This is a genomic window from Mameliella sp. MMSF_3455, assembly GCF_030733205.1.
Classification (GTDB): domain Bacteria; phylum Pseudomonadota; class Alphaproteobacteria; order Rhodobacterales; family Rhodobacteraceae; genus Antarctobacter.
This window is the reverse complement of the sequence record NZ_JASHJL010000003.1, coordinates 1-18,887: the sequence shown is the minus strand read 5'-3', so window position 1 is coordinate 18,887 and position 18,887 is coordinate 1. Positions and strand designations below refer to the sequence as shown.

18 protein-coding genes are annotated in these 18,887 nt (G+C 65.8%); 6 read left to right on the top strand and 12 right to left on the bottom strand.

What is annotated here, in order from left to right:
- Nucleotides 1-48: 48 nt before the first annotated feature.
- Nucleotides 49-1,356: an ATP-dependent protease ATPase subunit HslU gene (gene hslU / locus RBB42_RS02360; RefSeq protein WP_305969990.1), complete on the bottom strand. Its 1,308-nt coding sequence runs from the start codon at nt 1,354-1,356 to the stop codon at nt 49-51.
- A 132-nt stretch (nt 1,357-1,488) separates the two neighbouring features.
- On the opposite strand from hslU, the gene RBB42_RS02355 reads away from it, so the two are divergent.
- Together RBB42_RS02355 and RBB42_RS02350 are read left to right on the top strand one after the other, a co-directional pair.
- Nucleotides 1,489-2,424, top strand: a complete 936-nt coding sequence (locus RBB42_RS02355; protein ID WP_305969989.1) for a diacylglycerol/lipid kinase family protein — start codon at nt 1,489-1,491, stop codon at nt 2,422-2,424.
- Nucleotides 2,421-3,206, top strand: coding sequence for a metallophosphoesterase family protein (locus RBB42_RS02350; RefSeq protein ID WP_305969988.1), 786 nt, complete (start codon nt 2,421-2,423; stop codon nt 3,204-3,206). The genes RBB42_RS02355 and RBB42_RS02350 overlap by 4 nt, the downstream gene beginning before the upstream one ends.
- 7 nt (nt 3,207-3,213) lie before the next feature.
- Here the strand turns inward: RBB42_RS02350 and hslV are convergent, their stop codons facing one another.
- From hslV to regB, 9 genes are all read right to left on the bottom strand, one after another.
- On the bottom strand, nt 3,214-3,765 hold the full coding sequence (hslV, locus tag RBB42_RS02345) for an ATP-dependent protease subunit HslV (protein WP_305969987.1): 552 nt from the start codon (nt 3,763-3,765) through the stop codon (nt 3,214-3,216).
- A gap of 99 nt (nt 3,766-3,864) precedes the next feature.
- On the bottom strand, nt 3,865-4,185 hold the full coding sequence (gene trxA / locus RBB42_RS02340) for a thioredoxin (RefSeq protein WP_305969986.1): 321 nt from the start codon (nt 4,183-4,185) through the stop codon (nt 3,865-3,867).
- A gap of 68 nt (nt 4,186-4,253) precedes the next feature.
- Complete coding sequence (gene addA / locus RBB42_RS02335; protein WP_306043592.1) at nt 4,254-7,634, bottom strand: double-strand break repair helicase AddA; 3,381 nt, start codon at nt 7,632-7,634, stop codon at nt 4,254-4,256.
- Nucleotides 7,631-10,561, bottom strand: a complete 2,931-nt coding sequence (gene addB / locus RBB42_RS02330; protein ID WP_305969984.1) for a double-strand break repair protein AddB — start codon at nt 10,559-10,561, stop codon at nt 7,631-7,633. The genes addA and addB overlap by 4 nt, the downstream gene beginning before the upstream one ends.
- Complete coding sequence (locus RBB42_RS02325; RefSeq protein WP_305969983.1) at nt 10,554-11,222, bottom strand: nucleotidyltransferase family protein; 669 nt, start codon at nt 11,220-11,222, stop codon at nt 10,554-10,556. Before RBB42_RS02325 ends, addB begins: the two co-directional genes overlap by 8 nt.
- Nucleotides 11,207-12,169: an aminoglycoside phosphotransferase family protein gene (locus RBB42_RS02320; protein WP_305969982.1), complete on the bottom strand. Its 963-nt coding sequence runs from the start codon at nt 12,167-12,169 to the stop codon at nt 11,207-11,209. The genes RBB42_RS02325 and RBB42_RS02320 overlap by 16 nt, the downstream gene beginning before the upstream one ends.
- Nucleotides 12,166-12,639, bottom strand: coding sequence for a tRNA (adenosine(37)-N6)-threonylcarbamoyltransferase complex ATPase subunit type 1 TsaE (tsaE, locus tag RBB42_RS02315; RefSeq protein WP_305969981.1), 474 nt, complete (start codon nt 12,637-12,639; stop codon nt 12,166-12,168). The genes RBB42_RS02320 and tsaE overlap by 4 nt, the downstream gene beginning before the upstream one ends.
- A gap of 41 nt (nt 12,640-12,680) precedes the next feature.
- A complete protein-coding gene (locus RBB42_RS02310) occupies nt 12,681-14,198 on the bottom strand; it encodes a PAS-domain containing protein (protein WP_305969980.1) in 1,518 nt (505 codons plus the stop codon).
- A 98-nt stretch (nt 14,199-14,296) separates the two neighbouring features.
- Complete coding sequence (regB, locus tag RBB42_RS02305) at nt 14,297-15,703, bottom strand: sensor histidine kinase RegB (RefSeq protein ID WP_305969979.1); 1,407 nt, start codon at nt 15,701-15,703, stop codon at nt 14,297-14,299.
- A 76-nt stretch (nt 15,704-15,779) separates the two neighbouring features.
- Between regB and RBB42_RS02300 the strand changes: the two genes are divergently transcribed.
- The 3 genes from RBB42_RS02300 to RBB42_RS02290 all read left to right on the top strand — a co-directional run bounded on the left by RBB42_RS02300 (nt 15,780) and on the right by RBB42_RS02290 (nt 17,479).
- A complete protein-coding gene (locus RBB42_RS02300; protein WP_305969978.1) occupies nt 15,780-16,403 on the top strand; it encodes an SCO family protein in 624 nt (207 codons plus the stop codon).
- A 78-nt stretch (nt 16,404-16,481) separates the two neighbouring features.
- Nucleotides 16,482-17,036, top strand: a complete 555-nt coding sequence (locus RBB42_RS02295) for an ActR/PrrA/RegA family redox response regulator transcription factor (protein WP_043142704.1) — start codon at nt 16,482-16,484, stop codon at nt 17,034-17,036.
- Nucleotides 17,037-17,164: 128 nt separating this feature from the next.
- Nucleotides 17,165-17,479: a hypothetical protein gene (locus tag RBB42_RS02290; protein WP_305969977.1), complete on the top strand. Its 315-nt coding sequence runs from the start codon at nt 17,165-17,167 to the stop codon at nt 17,477-17,479.
- A gap of 30 nt (nt 17,480-17,509) precedes the next feature.
- On the opposite strand, the gene RBB42_RS02285 is transcribed toward RBB42_RS02290, so the two are convergent.
- Entirely contained in the window at nt 17,510-17,998 is a 489-nt protein-coding gene (locus RBB42_RS02285) for a GNAT family N-acetyltransferase (protein ID WP_305969976.1), read from the bottom strand.
- Nucleotides 17,995-18,594 carry an HD domain-containing protein gene (locus RBB42_RS02280; protein ID WP_305969975.1) on the bottom strand — a complete coding sequence of 200 codons (600 nt, stop codon included), beginning with the start codon at nt 18,592-18,594 and terminating at the stop codon, nt 17,995-17,997. The genes RBB42_RS02285 and RBB42_RS02280 overlap by 4 nt, the downstream gene beginning before the upstream one ends.
- Before the next feature lie 192 nt (nt 18,595-18,786).
- Between RBB42_RS02280 and RBB42_RS02275 the strand changes: the two genes are divergently transcribed.
- The coding region (locus RBB42_RS02275) for an adenosylhomocysteinase (protein ID WP_305970074.1) at nt 18,787-18,887 on the top strand (101 nt) is incomplete at its 3' end.

Below are 18,887 nucleotides of genomic sequence, written 5' to 3'. Positions count from 1 at the left end.
AATTCCCTTGGTGGCGCGAGGGCCCAGCCCCTCGCGATCCGCCGAAATTCAGAGAACGTAGCGGCTCAGGTCGGTCGAGCGTGTCAGTTCGCCCAGGTGCTGCTCGACGAAATCCGCATCCACCGTGACCTCAGTCCCGGCTTGATCCGGCGCGGTAAAGCTCAGTTCTTCGAACACACGCTCCATCACCGTATAGAGCCGCCGCGCGCCGATATTCTCGACGCTGGTGTTTACCTCGGCGGCGATCTTGGCCAGCGCGGCGATGCCCTCATCGGTAAAGGTCACCGTGACCTCTTCGGTCGCCATCAGCGCCGTGTACTGGCGGGTCAGGGCATTGTCCGTTTCGGTCAGGATGCGCACGAAATCCTCTTCGGTCAGGGCACGCAGGTTGACGCGGATCGGCAGACGCCCCTGCAGCTCCGGCAACAGGTCCGACGGCTTGGCGATGTGGAAGGCACCCGAGGCGATGAACAGGATGTGGTCGGTCTTGACCGCGCCGTGCTTGGTGCTGACGGTCGTGCCCTCGATCAGCGGCAACAGGTCACGCTGCACGCCCTCGCGGGAGACATCGCCACCGCGTGCCTCTTGCCGTGCGGCCACCTTGTCGATCTCGTCCAGGAAGACGATGCCGTTCTGTTCGACCGTCTCCAGGGCCGCCGTCTTGACGACCTCGTCGTCCAGAAGCTTGTCCGCCTCTTCGGAAATCAGCACCTCGTAGCTTTCGGCAACGGTCATCCGCTTGCGGGTAGTGCGCCCGCCAAAGGCCTTTCCGAACATTTCTCCGAGGTTCATCATGCCCATGTTTCCGCCGGGCTGGCCGGGGATCTCCATCATTGGAAAGGGCGAGCCCGTCTCGGCCACGTCCAGCTCGATTTCGGTGTCGTCCAGTTCGCCGTTCTTGAGTTTCCGGCGGAACATCTCACGCGTGCCTTCGCGCGCATCGGTGCCGGCGATGGCGGTGATGACCCGGTCCTCGGCGGCCTCATGGGCGCGTGCCTTGACCTCTTCGCGCATGTGTTCGCGGGTGTCGACGATGGCGGTGTCCACCAGGTCCCGGATGATCTGTTCCACGTCGCGGCCAACATAGCCCACTTCGGTGAACTTGGTCGCCTCGACCTTGATGAAGGGCGCGCGGGCCAGTTTCGCCAAGCGTCGGCTGATCTCGGTCTTGCCGACGCCGGTGGGGCCGATCATCAGGATGTTCTTGGGATAAACCTCGTCACGCAGATCGTCCGACAGTTGCTTGCGCCGCCAGCGGTTGCGCAGGGCCACGGCGACGGCGCGCTTGGCCTCTTTCTGGCCGATGATGAAACGGTCGAGTTCCGAGACGATTTCGCGGGGGGTGAGGTCGGTCATGCGTCTTGTTCCTTGTGCCGCGCCAGTGGGCGTGGGTTTCGCCGTGAGATATACATGTGACGCCAGAATCCAAGCCCTTTCCGGGAACCGCCTTCGTCGCTGGGGGTTCCCGTCAACGAAAGCGAGGGCGCCATGCGGGATACGGGCACGATGCAGGACGGCATGAAAATCGGGGCGACCGGGCGGATCTGCATCGTCGCCAACCTGAAATCCGGGCGCAACTCGCGCGATGCAGCGGCGGTTGACGCGGCCGCGCAGGTTCTGGGGGCGGAGGTTCTGGCCTGCACCCGCCCCGATCAACTGGGTGCGACGCTGGACAAGGCCGTGGCCCTGCAGCCCGATATGATCGTCTCAGCCGGAGGCGACGGCACCGCGGTCGCCTCCGCGGGCAAGCTGCTGGGGACCGGGATCGCGATGGGGGTCCTGCCCTTAGGGACCTTCAACTATTTCGCACGGGGTCTTGGGCTGCACCCGGACCCGGCCGAGGCCGCTCGCCAGATCGCGGCCGGCCGGATCGAGCCAAGGCGGTTGGGCCAGGTGAACGGGCAGATCTTTCTCAACAACGCCAGCGTCGGCGTCTATCCCCGCATCCTGAAAGAGCGCGAGGAGATCTATCGCCGCTGGGGCCGCCGGCGCCTGATGGCGCATTGGTCGGTCGTCCGCAGTTTCCTGCGCTTTCGCCGTCCTATGCGGGTTCGCCTTGGCACCGGCGATGGCAGTCAGGTCCGCAAGACGGCCCTCGTGTTTGTCGGACGTTCGGGCTTTCAACTGGCGCGGTTTGGTCTGGCCGGGGGCGAGGCGATCAAGGCCGGCGGTTTCGCGGTACTGGTTGTCCGCGCAGAAAGTCGCGGAGAACTGTTCCGCAGGGTGGCTCGCCTGGCCGCGGGCGCGGTCGAGGAAGGCGTGGACTACGACCTGATCCGGGGCGACCGGCTGGATCTCGACCTGCTCGGGAAACGGCGGATGCTGCTGGCCTATGATGGTGAAAAGCGCAAGATGGAGGGGCCGTTGCGCTTTGCCATGACGGAGGAGGAATTGCGGCTGGTCATGCCGCAGGAGAGACAATGAAGCGAATTCTTCACCTGTCGGACCTGCACTACGGGCGCGCGCGGGAAGACCTGGAACAGCCGCTGCTGGATACGATCGGCCGGTTGGCGCCAAATCTGGTGGTGATCTCGGGCGATTTCACCCAGCGCGCGCGCCTGGGCCAATTCGCACGGGCGCGGGCCTTTCTGGACCGCCTCGATGCGCCGTGGCTGGCGGTGCCGGGTAACCATGACACGCCGCTCGACAATCTCTGGCTGCGGATGGTCGCGCCGTGGCGGCGCTATAGGCGCGCGGTCCATCAGGACCTGGAACCGCGATACGCCGATGACGGCTTGGTGGTGGTCGGCGTGAACACGGTGAACCGCTTTTCCTGGCAACGCGGGCGGCTGTCGTCGCGGCGGATCGAACGGGCCTGCAAGGGCTTCGATGCCGCTGGTGACCGGGCGCGCGTCGCGGTGTTGCATCATCCCCTGCAACACGGTGCCGGGGTGCGGAAACGGCTGATGCGGGGGGCAGACGCGGGGCTGAGGGGGTTTGCGCAATGCGGTGCGCAGATCGTCCTGTCCGGCCATCTGCACAACACGGTGGTTGCCCCGATGCGGGCCTGGCCCGAATTGCTGTTCGTGCAGGCGGGCACCTGCCTGTCCAGCCGGGTGCGGGGTGAGCCCAATACCTTCAACCTGCTCGATCTCGACGGACCGGGCGTGCGGATCGGGCGCTGGGCAGCTGAAGGAACGCGATTCGTCGAAAGCGACGCCGTCAGCTATGTGAGGCGTGACGGCGTCTGGAACCGAACGGGCTGAACCGAGGTCAGCCCAGCGTTTCCACGGTCAGATTGCCGTTGGTGTAGACGCAGATGTCGGAGGCAATGGCCATCGCGGTGCGTGCCACCTCTTCGGCGGACTTGTCGGTGTCCATCATGGCACGCGCTGCTGCCAGGGCGAAATTCCCGCCCGAGCCAATGGCCGCCACGTCATGTTCCGGTTCAAGAACGTCGCCGGCGCCCGTGATAACATAAAGATCCTTGCCGTCGGTCACGATCAGCATCGCCTCGAGTTTCTGGAGGTACTTGTCGGTGCGCCAGTCCTTGGCCAGCTCGACGCTGGCACGCTGCAACTGTCCCGGCGCAGCCTCCAGCTTTTTCTCCAGCCGTTCCAGCAGGGTAAAGGCATCCGCCGTGGATCCGGCGAAGCCGCAGAGCACGTCATGACCGCCCGGAGACAGGCGGCGCACCTTGCGCGCGGTGCCCTTTATCACGGTCTGGCCAAGGCTGACCTGCCCGTCACCTGCGATGACCACCTGCCCGCCCTTGCGGACGCCGATGATCGTGGTGCCGTGCCAGCCGGGAAACTCGTCGGACATGAGAACGCTCCTTGTCGGTTGTGGCCCGATATGGGCCATGCCGCGCAAAACGACAAGGGCGCCCGAAGGCGCCCTTGCGAATTCAACTGGTTACGCGGCTCAGATCGATTCTTCGATCCAGCTTTGCAGTGCGGCCTTGGGGCGCGCACCGGCAAGGTTCGACACCGCCTGGCCGTCCTTGAAGACGAAGAGCGCGGGGATGCCGCGCACGCCCATTGCCGCGGCGGTGTTGGGGTTCTGGTCAACGTCGACCTTGGCGATCTTGACCTTGCCTTCCATCTCGGCGGACAGCTCTTCGAGCGCGGGGCCGATCTGCTTGCAGGGGCCGCACCACTCGGCCCAGAAATCGACGACGACGGGGATGTCGGAATTCTTCACTTCGGCGTCGAAGGTGTCATCGGTGACGGCGACGGTGGCCATAGGGGATTCTCCTGAGATTTGAGGCAGCCTGTTCAGGTGTGGGAAGGTATGGAGGGGCCGCCAGCACGTCAAGATGCGGCGGCCCGACCGAGAGCTTGTGTCACAACATCGTGCGGCAGCGGCATATAGTGTGCACTGGCGGTCCAGATCAGGGCGGTTTCGATTTCCCGACCGGGATAGACCTGCGCCAGGGCGGCGGCATAGGCCCCCATCTGCCGCAAGAGTCCGTCGGGCACTTCTGCGGCATTGGCAGGCACCGTGCGGTTGGATTTGAAATCGACGGCGGTGATCCGGTCGGGCGCGATCAGCAGCCGGTCGATGATGCCATGTATCCGCCCCAGCCCCGGCAGGTCGGCTGTCACGGGCACCTCTGCCAGCGCATCGGGGGCAAAGACATGCGCCAGCGCGGGCGCCTCCAGCACCGCCAGCGCCTCGTCCCGGATCGCGGGCAGATGTTCGGTGACAAGGATCAGGTCCGGGTCCGTTTCCATCTGGGTGCAGAGCGCTTCAGCCGCTGCGGCGCGATGTTCCGCAGGCAAGGGCGCGAGGTTTTCCAGCAGGTGATGCAGCGCCGTGCCGCGGGCCTTGGCCATGTCCTCGGTATCGCCGGCGGCCCCGGGCAGGGCCTTGGCGCCGCCAAGGTCGGAAGGGGACAGGGCCTTTGCGGCGGCCACGGGGTCCGGCGCGGGGGCCAGCAATGCGGCAGGCAGATCGACCGGCGCGGGCCGTGGCGTGTCGTAGGTGTCCAGTGGCAGGTGAGACCAGTCCGATAGGCCCAGCCGCAGCCCTTCGCCGCCGCCCAGGTCACCGAAATCGAACATCACCTGTTCCGGGCCGGAGGCCTCCATCCCGCGCGCAACCTTGTCGTACCACGCCTCGCCGGATTTCCCAAGCTCGCCTGCCGCCGCCACGATCAGCCATTTCTCGGCCCGCGTCATGGCGACATACAACAGCCGATCCTTTTCCTGCGCCGCTTTTTCCTTGGCCGCTTCGACCACGGCCTGCTGGCGCGGCGGCATGGCGTCGGCGCCCGCCTTCCACATCGGGCCGTCATCGTCGGTGAACAGATCGTCGCGCAGCTTGGTGTCCGGCTCGGCACTGTCGGGCAGGATGACGATGGGCGCCTCCAGACCCTTGGAGCCATGCACAGTCATCACCCGGAGGGTTTCGCCCGCGCTGTCCGGGGCGCGCTTGATTTTCAGGTTGTCCGACCGCGCCCATTCCAGAAATCCGGTCAGGGAAGGCACGGCGCTTTGCTCATAGGCCAGTGCCTGTTGCAGCAGCGCGTTGATCCCGTCCTCGGCCTCTGGTCCCAGCCGCCCGATCAGCAGGCGGCGGCCCTCGTGGCGGGTCAGGATGCGGTCGATCAGGTCATAGGGGCGCAGGAAATCGGTCTGCCCGCGCAGATCGTCCAGAACGCGCAGAACGTCGGGGAACTCCGCGCGCCGCGCGCGCAGTTCCTCCCAGAGATATTTTTTCTGACGCCGGTGGGCGAGATCAAACATCGCCTGTTCTGTGAGGCCGAAGAGCGGCGAACGCAGCAGCGTCGCCAGCGACAGGTCGTCCTCTGGCGTGGCAAGGAAACTGAGCAGGGCGATGATGTCCTTGACCGCCAGTTCCGCCATGACCTTGAGCACGTCGGCCCCGGCAATGGGCAGGTCCTGCTGCTTGCAGGCGCGGATGATCTCCTTGAACAGGCGCCCGCGCTTCTGCACGAGGATCAGGAAATCCCCCGCTTGGACGGACCGCGCCCGGTAGGTGCCGGTATGGCCGACCTCCTCTGGCAAGGGGGTGCCGGTCTCGATGCTCTCCTTGATGAAATGCGCGATGCGTTGCGCCAGCTGCACGGTGTGATGCATGGCACTTGGCCGGTCGACGGGTTCGTGCCAGGCGCCATCCTCCTCGTCGCCGACCTTGTCCACCAGGGGCCAGAGATCGACCCGCCCCGGCATGGCGTCCTTGAAGGCGCGGTGCCCGTCCCCGACAAAACCCGAGGCCTCGGCGCCGCGAAAGGTATTGTCGACCAGCCGCAGGATCGGCTCGGCGGAGCGAAAGCTGTAGTCAAGGCTGGCGGGCACCAGCGGCGCATCGGTCCGGGCAAGCCGGTCCGCGAAATCGTCGCGCATCCGGTCGAACTCGGACGGGTCGGCGCCCTGGAAGGAATAGATCGACTGTTTCTTGTCTCCGACGACAAAGATCGTGCGCCGCACATCGGCCCGTGCGCCTTCGCCGGCGGTGAATTCCTGCGCCAGCCGCTCGATCACCTGCCATTGCACGGGCGAGGTGTCCTGGGCCTCGTCGACGAGGATATGGTCGATGCCGCCGTCCAGCCGGTAGAGCACCCATTCCGCCACACCGGGATCGCTGAGCAGGTCGCGCGCGCGGGTGATGAGATCATCGAAATCCAGCCAGCCGCGCCGCTGTTTCTCGGCGTCGTAGTCGCGCAGAAAGGCATGGGCAAAGCCGTGCAGGGCAGTGTCGCGGTCGGCAGCGGCCAGCGCGCGTTGCATCGCAAGCGCGTCCTCGACCCGCGCCGCCAATTGATCCAGCGCCTCGAAAAGGTCAGCAGCGGACTTGCGCACGCCCTTGGTGCCCAGCGTCTTGCGGATGGTTCCGGCCTGTGTCAGCAGTGCGGCCTGTAGCTGTGCCAGCCCGGTGCGGTCCGGTGACTCGATGGCGCCCAACTGACTGGACAGGGCCTGATCGGTCTTGCCACCTGTGGCGAGGATCTCGGCCAGCGCCCCGAAAAGATCGAGTTCGGACCCCAGAAAGACCTGGTCCAGCAACGTGTCCGCGTCATCCGTTTCGCGCAATCCGTAGGCGGCGCGGATCTCGCCCGGGCCCTTTGGCGGCGAAAAGGCATCACGGTGGCGGCAGACCTGTGCGGCGATCGTGTCCACGTCATCGCCCGAGACATAGGGCGCGATGGCGCGGACCAGATGTGCCTCCGGCCCTTCGGCCAGCCGGTCCAGCACTTCGGCCCGCAACAGCTCGGCGGCGCGATCCTCCATCTCCTGGAACTGCGGCGTGACGCGGGCCTCCAGCGGGAACCGCCGCAACAGCGAGGCGCAGAAAGAGTGGATCGTCTGGATGCGCAAACCGCCGGGGGTCTCGATGGCGCGGGCGAAAAGCGTGCGCGCCTCGCGCAGGAAATCGCCGGTCAGGTCGGTCTCGACTCCCAGTTCGCGCAGCTCATCCCGCAGCGCAGCTTCGTCCAGCATCGCCCAGCCGCCCAGCCGCTTGAACAGGCGGTTCTGCATCTCGCTGGCGGCGGCCTTGGTATAGGTCAGGCAGAGGATGTGCGAAGGGTCCACCCCGTCCAGCAGCAGCCGCGCCACCCGGTCGGTCAGCACGCGGGTCTTGCCCGACCCCGCATTGGCAGCCAGCCATGTGGAATGCCCCGGCTCGGCGGCGCGGACCTGCGCCTCTGTCGCGTCGTCGCGCCTCATGTCAGCACCTCCTTGACCGGCGCGTCGGTCACGTCCCATTCGCCGTAACGTGCGAGGTGGTCGAAGTCCCCGGCATCGCTGTCCTTTTGCAGGGCACGGCGAGCGGTAAAGCCGGTCTCTGCCGCGTGATAGGCGCTGATGAGGGCGACAAACTCCTGCCAGACCTGCTCGGGCGGGGCGTCCTCCAGCGGGGCCAGCACCTCTTTCGGATTGGACGGCTGCAAGGAAATGAAAACCGCGCGTTCGACATGGGGCGGGTCCAACGGGGGAAATCCGCCGTCGTCCAGCATCGCCGCCTCCAGAAGTAACTGCTTGTCGAAGGAGCGCTGTTCCTTGGCCGAAGGCGCGGCACCGGTCTTGTAGTCGTAGATATGCGCGCCGCCGCGCCCGTCGATGTCGATCCGGTCGGCGGTCGCACTCAGGGTAAAGCCCAGCGCCGGGATCTGGCGTTCGCCCTTGATCTCGTACTTGCTGGGGGTGGCGCGGCCCTGCCGTTCCATCTCTGTTTCCACGAACCAGGGTGCGATGCGGGCCATGCGCGCCTGCCACAGGGCGCGGACGGTGGGAAAGGGCACCTGGTCCGGGTCGCCGATGATCTGTTCGGCCAGGGCCATCAGGCGATCGGGCCGCAGGTCCAGCGGCTCTTCCTGCGTGGCCTTCACGAAATCCTCCAGCACCTTGTGGGTGAGGATGCCGCGCATCAGCGCGTCGGGCGCCTGCATCAGCGGATCCAGCGGGCGCAGTCGCAGGACATGTTTGGCGTAGATCGCGTAGGGGTCGCGCACCAGCCGCTTGATTTCCGTGACCGAGAGTTTTGCGGGCCGCGTCCCGGCGGGCGGTGCCGGAGAGGGGCGCGGCACCGGCGTGGCCTCGATCGGCGTTTCCGAGGCACGCGCCAGCGCCAACCAGCGGTTGCCGCGCGCCTGCATCGCCGCGATGGTGTCCTTGCCGCCCTGCGCCTCCAGCCCGCGCATCAGGTTCAACAGTCGGTTGACCCAGCGCGAGGGCACGGTTTCCGCCTCGTCCGATTTCAGCGACCGCGACAACCAGACCTCGGGCGCGCCCGCCGCCTGTTGAAAGTCATGCGCCGACAGGCCGATGCGCCGTTCCGGTAGCAGCAACCCCGCCTTGGCGCGCATCTGCCGGTTCAGCCAGGGGTCGGCGCCGGGCAGTTCCGGCCAGGCGCCTTCGTTCAGGCCCGCCAGGATCACCAGGTCGGCGTCCATGACCCGTGCCTCCAGCGTGCCCCAGATCAGGATGTCGGGGTGGGGCGCGTCGCGGTCGCGGACCTCTTCGCGCGACATGAGCGCGCCCAGCAGGTCGGCGAAATCGCGGGCGCTCATCTCGGCACCATGTTCCGCCTCTCGTTCCAGGCTTGCCATGACGCCTTGCAGCTTGCGACCCGCCGCCTCTTGCCACAGTCCGCCGGTGCCTTCGGTTCCCGGTCCGGCGCAGATCGCGCCCGCCAGTGTCAGCAGGTCGGCGAGCCAGTCGGCCAGGGGGCGCTTGCCGTCGCGCCGTTGCTCGCAGAACTGCGCCCCCACCCAGGCCGCCCAGTCGCCCTGCGACCGCTTTTGACCCCAGAGCGCCAGCGGCTCGGGCTGGGGGTAGGGCATGCCGTTGCGGCGGATGAACAGTTCCAGTTCACGGGTGTTCAGCAGGTGCGGTCCCCGATCGGCGCCGCTGTGAACCAGCGGATGCTTGAGCAGGGTCAGCAGCATCTCGGCCGTCAGGGGTTTGACGAAGAGTTCCGCCACATGGCGCAAGAGCCGCCCCGGCGGGGTCAGCTGCGCCGGTGTGCCGCCGCTGTCGTCGGGCAGGATGTTCCAGCGGTCCAGCGCCGAGGTCACGCGGCGGGTCAGCATCCGGTCCGGCGTGATGACGGCGGCGCGCTGGCCGTCCGCCACCGCTTGCCGCAGGCGCAGCGCGATGGCCAGCGCCTCGTCCCGCTGGCTGGGCGCCTCCAGCAGGGTCACATCCTGCATCGCCGTGTCCCGCGGCGGCAGGGACGGTCCTTCGGAAAGCCATTGGTGGGTGACCGGCGCCGGCCGCAAGGCCAGCGACAGCACGCGGTTGCGCACCGGGCTGGGTGGCGGTGTCTCGGTCCAGGGGCGGATATCGCCGGGCGCCATGTCCAGCGCCTGCATCAGCCGGGCAAAGCGGAACTGCGGGTGATCCTCGCCGGTCAGCGCGGTGTCCAGCCGGTCCCAGACGTGATCCGGCGTGTCGCTGTCAAAACCGGGCAGGACCACCGCCCCCTGCGGCAGTCGCGCCACCGCCTCCATGAAGGCCGCGGTGGTTCCGCGCGACCCGGTCGACCCTGCAACGAGGATCGGGTGCTGCGGCGGGGTGTCCCGCCATTTCTGCAAGCGCAGATCCAGCGCGCGACGGGCATAGGCCTGCGGGTCGGGGTCGCTGTCGACCTCGAAATACTGTTGCACGATACGCAGGAAGGTCAGTGCCCGTTGCCAGTGACCCGACTGGTCCGAGACGTCGAGGTTCTCGATTACCTCGGGTGCCACGCCCTCGCCCTGCATTTCCTCCATTAATGTCGCCAGACTGTCAGCCAGGTCAAAGAGCGCCGCACGCGGGGCAAGGTCGGGCGCCTGGTCCAGCAGTTTCGACACCAGGCCCGTCAGTTCCAGCCGCCGGCGCAGTGGCGGCACCGGGGCGGGCAGGGCGGCCTTGGTCAGCGGATCGGCCAGGTCCGTCACAAGTCGGATGCGCGGCAGCAGGCAGGCGGGGCCCTTGTCGAACACCTCGCGCAGGCGCCGCGCCATGCGGTCGGAGTTGACGTAGATTTCCACCTGCGCCAGCGCCTCGGGAGGGGTGTCGCGCAGACGGGCGCGCAGGCCCGCGACAAGTTCACTGGCAAAATCGGCACCCGGAGGCAGGCCGAACAGGCGCGGTCCCGTGTCGTCAAACATGCAATAGTCCTTCGGCCAGCGCGATGCCTTCGGGGTGGCCCACATCGCACCATTGACCTCGATAGGTCAGGCCGAAAAGACGGCCCTTTTCCGCCTGTGCGTTCCACAGGCGATTGAGCGAAAACACCTGGTCGGGGATCGCGTGCAGCCCCTCGGTCTTGATGATCTGCGCGCCGGTGTAGACCAGATCGCCCCTGCGGGTCAGTTGCCCGTCCGGCTGCAGGCTGAAGTCGCCGGGGGTCTTGCGGCCCACGGCCCGGGCCAGTGGCACGCAGAGCAGAAGCGCATCCATCCGGTCGGGCTCCCATGCGGCGACGAGCAGGTCCAGGGGGTTCGGACCGTTCCAGACCGCATCTGTGTTCAATGTGTATACTGGTTGTGTACCCAGTTTCGGCAAGGCGAACCGCAAGCCCCCGCCGGTGTCCAGGATCTCGGGCTGCTCCACGGAGACATGGATGCCGGTCCCGCTCAGGTGCGATACGATCTGGTCCGAAAGGTAATGGGCATTCACCACGCGGGTCGGGATGCCGGTGGTCAGGTCCAGCGCGTGATCCAGCAGAGGCTTCCCGGCGACTTCGATCAGGGGTTTGGGTCGGGTGGCTGTCAGCGCGCCCATGCGGGTGCCGAACCCCGCAGCAAATAGCATTACGGCGTCGGGCATGGGGACTTCAATCTTGTCAGGTGGTCGGAAGTTGGCGCGGGCAGGGCAGGGTCGAGGACCTCTTTCACCGGGGCCAGCAGGGGATGTGAAAGGTCGGCCTGCAGGTGTGCCCAGACGCGAGGGATGAGGTCGATGTAATGCGGCTTGCCCCGGGTCGCGGCGAGACGGGCAAAGACCCCCAGGATGCGCAGGTTGCGCTGGGCGCCCAGCACGGCAAGTGCGGCACGGAACGGCCCTTCCGCCTGCGCCGTGGCGGCGCAGTAATGCGCGACACAGGCCTCGGCGGTCTCCGGCCTCACGTCGCGGCGCGCGTCCTGGATCAGCGAGACGAGATCATAGGCGCGGTGCCCCAGCAGCGCGTCCTGGAAATCCAGCAGACCGGCGCGGGCGGTGCCCACGCGATCGGGTAGAAGCAGAATGTTCTCGGCGTGGTAATCGCGCAGCACCATGACATCGGCGGGCTGCGCGTGCGACTCCAGCAGGGGGCGGAAGGCGGCGATGGCACGGGGCAGAGCCTCTGCCGCGGGCGTGTAGTTGATAAAGGCCAGGTCGATCTGCCGGGCCAGGTGATCCGGCGTGGCGATGGGCAGGTCGGCCGGTGGCTGATGTCGCTGCACGTCGATCAGTGCGTCGGTGGCCAGAAGGTACAACTCGCGCTCGGCAGCGGGTGTCTCCGCAAGACGCGCGACCAGCCCGTCACCCAGATCCTCGATCAGCAACAGGCCCTTGGCGCTATCCTCGGCCAGGATGCGTGGCGCGCTGAGCCCCGCGCCCGTCAGGTGTCGTGCTAGGCGAGCGAAGAGCGCCACGTCGCCCTCTGGGTCCTGCATCAGGATGGCGGTCTGGCCGTCTAGGAACAGCCGCGAATAGCTCCGGGCCGAAGCATCCCCGGCCAGCGCCTCTTGTCGGGCAGCACCCCATCCGGCAGCGTTGAGAAAATCGTTCACGCCGCCTGCTCCGCGATCAGCGCGTCCCAGCGCGGCACCTCCCAGTCCAGCACCAGCGCGCGGGCGTCCTCGGACGGTCCGGCGGCAAAGCTCAGCCGCAGGGCGTCGTGTGGGGACTGATCCTCCAGCCGGTCCGGCCATTCGACAAGGCAGATCGCGGTTTCGAATGCCTCTGTCAGGCCCAGCTCGACGCTCTCATCCGGGCCGGTGAGCCGGTAGAGATCCGCGTGCCACAGCTCTCCGGCGGCGGTGTCATAGGTCTGGACGAGGGTAAAGGTGGGAGAGGGAACATCCTCTGGTTCCTCCAGCAGGGACTGGATCAGGCAACGAGCGAAATGGGTCTTTCCGGCGCCGATCTCACCCGTCAACAGCAGCACGTCGCCGGGCCGGAGACCGGCGCCGATTCGGCGGGCCAAGGTACAGGTGGCCTCTGGCGTGGGCAGGGTGAGGGCGGTTTGGCGGGCTGTCATGGCGGCGAGGATACCGGCGCCGCGCGGGGAGCTGCAAGCGGCTATCCAACCACCTTCTGGCGATTGTCGGGCTGGGGCGTTTCCCCGGCCTGAACGGGCAGGCTGGTAAAGCGGACCAGGGTCGCCCCGGCGGCCACCGGCTGCACCATGCAGCGCAGTTGTTCACCGGACTTGCGGGTCAATTGCGCCTCCCAGCCCTGGCGGTCGCGCAGGGTCAGGACAAATTCGCGCAGGTCGGCCCAGATCGGGCTGGGTTGGCAGTCCTGCTGCCATTCCTTGGTGGCATCGACGATGGTGATCTCGGCAAAGGCGCTGTCGGGGTCGCATTTCCACTGTGCCCGGTAGGCGGCATTGGAAAAGGTCAGCACGCCCAGACGAGAGAAGACGGCCACCGCGTCATCGAAACAGTCCAGCACCGATTGCGTCAGTTCCAGTTCCGACCGGAAGCGGCGGGTGAGCGATATCTCGGCGCTGATGTCCTCGATCAGGAAGGCGACGGCGCCGTCCGGATGCGGGCGGCCGGTGATCTTGTAGGTCAGGCCCGAGGGCAGGTTCCAGGTCTCGCAATATCGGTCTTCGCGCGCAGCAGAGACCACGTCGTACAGCTTGTCCCGCCAAGAGGCATAGTTCTTGGGTTCGGGCATCATGCGGTTTTCCCGCATGTGATCGAAGAAGGACAGCAGGTTGGGCTTGGCCGAAAGGAAATCCACAGGCAGATGCGTCAAATCCACCAGCGCGGGGTTGAACAGTACCAGCTGCCGGTCGCGGTCAAAGACGGCAAGCCCGATCGGCAGATGGGCAAAGGTCTTGGTCAGCGTCTGGACAAAGTTGCGCTGCGCCATCTCCGCGTGCACGAGGCTGTCGATGCTGGTGGCGTAATGGACCCAGCCGTGTTCGACCGGACGCGAGACGACCTCGAGCCAGCGCTGCGGCTGGCCCTCGGGCTGGATGTTGATGCGGGTGCTGCGCTCGACCCGTTTGGCAGGCAGTTCGATGTTGATGGGGCAGGTGTCGTCGATTTCGCACCCGGTGCTTTCGCACAGCAGTTCATAGGCCTCGTTGTACCAGATCAGCCGCCCGTCCTCATCGGTCTGCCAGAGCGCATCCGGCGCATTGCGCGACATCTCCGAAAGGCGGTGGTATTCGCCGCTCTGGCAACGGGCGCGAAAAAGGGTGGCCGCACCTTCGGGCGTGCATTGCAGGCGCAGGTGCAGCATGTTGCCCGCGGGGTCTGCCCACAACTCGGCATTGGACACATTGGGTGAGCGCCAGTGCCCAGGGCGATACGGCAGGTCTTCGGGCAGATCGGGAAAGCCGGGCAACAGCGTTTCGCGCACCTCGTCCCAGCCCATGCCGGTCAGGACCGTGCGATCAAACAGCTCTGCAGCGTCCTGGGTCGAGTCGACCACTTCGCCGTTTCGGAACAGAAGCACGGTTTCAGGCGTGCCGGAGTACTGCAATTGCGAGCGGCGCGGGCGCAGCGTGAACAGGATCAGGACCGCGGCCATGAATGCCGCCGCGGCGCCAGCCCCGATTGCCAGAAATAAGAGATCCTCCAAGATTTTGCCTCTTGCCCCTGTCCCGCGGATTAGTCTTCAGGTTGAATTCAGTTTGGTTAATTTCGCGTTAAGCAGAAAACATTAACTTTAAATTCACCTTAAACTTCGATGGGGCGGTTTTCTCCCAATCCGGTGCCCGGTTTTGCTGCGTCGGCAACGATCTTGCTGTGCGGCCAGACCACCTCGACGATGGCGCCACGGCGTTCGGACTGGTCGGGCGCTGCCGAGTAGGGGTCCGATCCATTGGCAAAGCTCAGCTCTGCCCCGGTGCGTTCAAGCAGGGTCTTGGCAATGAAAAGCCCCAGCCCCATGCCCTCGTATTCCGGCCGGGCACGCTTTTCGCTTTCGCTGCGGCGGCGGCGCACGAAAGGATCGCCGATGCGACCGATCAGGTGCTGGGGAAAGCCGCGTCCATCATCGACGATGCGGATGGAAATCACGTCATCGGTCCACATCGCCTCGACCCAGACCTTGGTCCGGGCGAAATCGACCGCGTTCTGAACCAGGTTGCGCAAGCCGTGAATGACCTCGGGGCGGCGCAGGATCTGCGGCTGCGTATAGTCGCCCCCCGGACCCGGCCCTTCTTCGATCAGGATTTCCTTTCCGCGGTCCTGATGCGGTTCCGCGGCCTCTCGGATCACCTCAATCAGGGGCGCATGGCGCATGTGCAGGTCGTCCTTGCCCGCCCGTCCCATGCTGCGCAGGATATCGCGGCAGCGGTCGGCCTGTTCGCGGATCAAAAGGGCATCTTCCTTGAGATCGACGAGCTCCGGGTGATCATCCAGTTCCTCGGCCAGTTCCGACGAGGTCAGCTTGATCGTGGCCAGCGGCGTGCCCAGTTCATGCGCCGCCGCGGCGACCACACCGCCAAGATCGTTCAGCTTTTGCGCCCGGGCCAGCGCCATCTGCGTGGCGGCCAAGGCATCGGACATCGAGTTCATCTCGCGCGTGATGCGGCGCGAGTAAACAGAGATAAAGACTAGCGCAATGCAGATCGCCGCCCATTGGCCGTACACGAAAATGTCAGGGATGCGCAGGATGAAGCCCTGCTCGGTCCGCAGGGGCAGGTGGTAATAGACCATGCCCGTGACCAGCGCAAAGGCGGTAAAGCCCAGCAGAAAGGTCGACCTGAGGCTGAGTACCGCCGCCGAGACCGTGACAGGGGCCAGCACCAGCAGCGAGAACGGGTTGTGCAGCCCGCCCGTCAGATACAGCAGGAAACACAGCTGCAAGAGGTCGAACATCACCATCATGAAGTTCTCTGTCTCGCTCAAGCGTTTGTTTTCGGGGAAAACAGAGATCGCGATCAGGTTGCCGACGATCGAGACTCCCACGGCCAGGTAGCACAGGCCCAGTTCCAGCTGCAGGTTGTAAAGACGCTGTGCCAGCGTGATCGCGATCAGCTGGCCGATCACGGCGAACCAACGCAACAGGATCATCGTGCGCAGACGAATCCAGTTGCTGCGCTGTTCGTCGCCGATCAGTCCGAGATCCCCCTGCGCCATCTGCGCCCTTTCGTCCCTCTTGCGTCCCGCTCCTCAACGGATAGCTAAAGCTAAACCATTCCAGAGGAAGAAAGTCATGCAGCGTCTTGCCGCAATCGCCGCCTTCGCCGGTCTCGTCGCCATCAGCGCCGGTGTCTGGGTCTACACACAGCAGTCCGCTTCGGCCGATCCCTTTGCCCAGTGCCGCTCCAGCAAGATCGCCGGTGGCGCGGAAACCATTGGTGGGCCATTCGAGCTGTTGAACAAGAACGGCGAGACGGTGACCGACAAGGATGTGATCACCAAGCCCAGCCTGGTGTATTTCGGCTACACCTTCTGCCCCGATGTGTGCCCCTTTGATGTCGCGCGCAACGCTGATGCCGTCGACATGCTGGCGGAACGTGGCCAAGACGTGACCCCTGTCTTCATCTCCATCGACCCCGAGCGGGACACACCCGAGGTGGTGGGCGAGTTCGCCGAGGTGATGCACGACAAGATGATCGGGCTGACCGGCTCTGCCGAACAGGTCAAGGCGGCCAGCCAGGCCTATCGCACCTACTACCGCAAGGAGGCCGACGCGGACCCGGAATACTATCTCGTCGACCACTCGACCTTCACCTACCTCGTGCTGCCCGAGCATGGCTTTGTCGAGTTCTTCCGGCGCGAGGTCACGCCCGAGCAGATGGCCGACCGCACGGCCTGCTTCATCGAGGCATCTTGACTTGTCCGGATGCGTTTGACCGCCGGAACTTAGCCAGCTAATAATCGTGTTCACGCAGTGGTGGCGGGAGGAAGGCTATTGGCGGAACGCAGCATCGAAGAACTGGGGGCTGACCGCTCGTTGCTCCTGGTCGATGACGACGAGCCTTTCCTGAGGCGCCTCGCCAAGGCCATGGAAAAACGCGGTTTCGAGGTGGAGATGGCAGGCTCTGTCGCGGCGGGCACGGCCATCGCCACCGCCCGCCCCCCGGCCTATGCGGTGGTCGATCTCCGGCTGGAGGACGGCAACGGCCTGGACGTGGTCGAAGTACTGCGCGAAAAGCGCCCGGACAGCCGCGTGGTCGTGCTGACCGGCTATGGCGCCATCGCCACCGCCGTTGCCGCGGTCAAGATCGGTGCGACGGACTATCTGTCGAAACCGGCGGATGCCACCGATATCACCAACGCGCTACTGGCCAAGGGCGATGATCTGCCGCCGCCGCCGGAAAACCCGATGAGCGCGGACCGCGTGCGCTGGGAGCATATCCAGCGGGTCTACGAACTATGTGATCGCAATGTCTCGGAAACCGCGCGGCGGCTGAACATGCACCGCCGGACCCTGCAACGCATTCTGGCCAAGCGCTCGCCGCGCTGACGGCGTCGACACGCGAACGTGTTGCGCTCTCCCTTGTGGTGTCAGCGCCTTGATCCCCATATATTGGGTACATGCAATGAACGCTGGCGAGAGCGCCGGTAGCGATCTCTCCGGCGAAAGGAGAGATCATGTTCAAACGTCTGTTCACCGCTTCACTTGTCCTTGGCGCCGCAGCTCTGGCGCCGCCCGTTGCCGCCCAGACACCTGTTTTCTGTGCGGATCGCGATGCCGTGATCACGCGCCTCGATGATCGTTTTGGCGAGCGTCAGATCCTGATTGGCCTGACGTCGAAGACGACCATGCTGGAACTCTGGGCCTCTGAGGATAACGGTCGATTCACCGTCCTGATCACAAATGCCGACAAGAGCAGTTGCATCGTGGCCAGCGGCACCGACCTGATGATCGACTACCCCGAGCCGCCGGGTGTGGACGTCAGCAACTGACCGGTCGCCGGTGACAATGGCACGCCGTCGCTACAGCTCGTAGCGTTTCAGCACCTTGTCGACTGCCTTGCCGTTTCCCAACGGCACATCCCGTTTCATGCCGCAGTCCTCGAACCCCCTGCTCTGGTAGTAGGCCAGCCCGCCCATGTTGTCGGCCCGGATGTTGGCATTGATCCAGCGATAGCCAAGCGCGGAAGCCGCCCTTTCGGTTTCACGAAACAGCGCCGAGCCGATGCCAAGCCCGGTCCGACCGTGGCGCGCAAAGGTGGCGATTTCTGCCACCTCATCGGGCAGATCGTCCGCCGGTTCGATCCATTGGACTCCCATGATTTCGCCGGCGTCATCCTCGGCCAGGTGCCAGGCCGTGCGGTCGGGGCAGCGTGTCATCCAGTCGCGCAGGTCCGCAGCGTCGACGGTACGGGTCATCGCGGTGGCGCCGCCAGCGGCGATCACCTCGTTCAGCAATTCGGCAAGGGGACGCGCATCCAGCGGCCCGGCCCGGCGGATCGTGATCGTCAACTGGGCATTTCCTGCAATAGCGCCGCATGGCGCGCGGTGAAATCGGCGCGAACCTCGACCGGGGGGCGCAGGTGAATCGACAGGTCCGCGATCATGTCCATGTCGGGCGCCCCAAAGAACCTGTCCGCCTCGGTGCGGGTGAACCCGGCGATCTGGGTCGCCTCCATCCAGGCACTGATGCGATCCGCCTTCTTGATCTGCCGTTTCAGACGTTGGGGCGTAATGGCGGGAAGGCCAAAGCGGATGTGGATGGCGGCGGAGAGCCGCTTGTCCAGGCCGTCGTAGCCCGGGCCGACGGCGGCCTTCACCGGGGAAATCATGTCGCCGATGACGTATTCCGGCGCGTCATGCAGCAGGGCGGTCAGCCGCTCGGCCGGGCGCGCCTTGGGGCAAAGCCGGCCGAATATCACCTCGACCAGCAGCGAATGTTCGGCCACCGAATAGGCATAGTCGCCCCGTGTCTGGCCGTTCCATCGGGCGACAAAGGCCAGCCCGTGCGCGATGTCCTCGATCTCGATGTCCACCGGGGTCGGGTCCAGCAGGTCCAGCCTGCGCCCCGAAAGCATCCGTTGCCAGGCTCGCGTCTGTTTCGCCATTCTCTTCCCCGGGGTCTTGCTGCGCGGCCCTGACTAAGACGCGAATTCCTGCTTGTAAATCGGGCGCTGGCCGGAACGTCACGGCGCTGCGGCGGAGTATGACGTTGTGCGCGCAGGCCGCTGGTGCTACCTGCTGCCCGGAGCATTGCCGCCCCGTAGAAGGGGCGCGCCACCGCATTCGAAGGAACCGAGATGACCCAGGATTACATCGTCAAGGACATTGCACTGGCCGGGTTCGGCCGCAAGGAACTGGACATTGCCGAAACCGAGATGCCGGGGCTGATGGCGCTGCG

Excerpts from the sequence above, each read along its gene's own strand:
- addA (WP_306043592.1), bottom strand. The coding sequence starts at position 7,634 with ATGAGGCGCGACGACGCGACAGAGGCGCAGGTCCGCGCCGCCGAGCCG.
- trxA (WP_305969986.1), bottom strand. The coding sequence starts at position 4,185 with ATGGCCACCGTCGCCGTCACCGATGACACCTTCGACGCCGAAGTGAAG.
- RBB42_RS02280 (WP_305969975.1), bottom strand. The coding sequence starts at position 18,594 with ATGGCGAAACAGACGCGAGCCTGGCAACGGATGCTTTCGGGGCGCAGG.
- RBB42_RS02350 (WP_305969988.1), top strand. The coding sequence starts at position 2,421 with ATGAAGCGAATTCTTCACCTGTCGGACCTGCACTACGGGCGCGCGCGG.
- regB (WP_305969979.1), bottom strand. The coding sequence starts at position 15,703 with ATGGCGCAGGGGGATCTCGGACTGATCGGCGACGAACAGCGCAGCAAC.
- hslU (WP_305969990.1), bottom strand. The coding sequence starts at position 1,356 with ATGACCGACCTCACCCCCCGCGAAATCGTCTCGGAACTCGACCGTTTC.
- RBB42_RS02355 (WP_305969989.1), top strand. The coding sequence starts at position 1,489 with ATGCGGGATACGGGCACGATGCAGGACGGCATGAAAATCGGGGCGACC.
- tsaE (WP_305969981.1), bottom strand. The coding sequence starts at position 12,639 with ATGACAGCCCGCCAAACCGCCCTCACCCTGCCCACGCCAGAGGCCACC.
- RBB42_RS02300 (WP_305969978.1), top strand. The coding sequence starts at position 15,780 with ATGCAGCGTCTTGCCGCAATCGCCGCCTTCGCCGGTCTCGTCGCCATC.
- RBB42_RS02325 (WP_305969983.1), bottom strand. The coding sequence starts at position 11,222 with ATGCCCGACGCCGTAATGCTATTTGCTGCGGGGTTCGGCACCCGCATG.
- RBB42_RS02290 (WP_305969977.1), top strand. The coding sequence starts at position 17,165 with ATGTTCAAACGTCTGTTCACCGCTTCACTTGTCCTTGGCGCCGCAGCT.
- addB (WP_305969984.1), bottom strand. The coding sequence starts at position 10,561 with ATGTTTGACGACACGGGACCGCGCCTGTTCGGCCTGCCTCCGGGTGCC.
- hslV (WP_305969987.1), bottom strand. The coding sequence starts at position 3,765 with ATGTCCGACGAGTTTCCCGGCTGGCACGGCACCACGATCATCGGCGTC.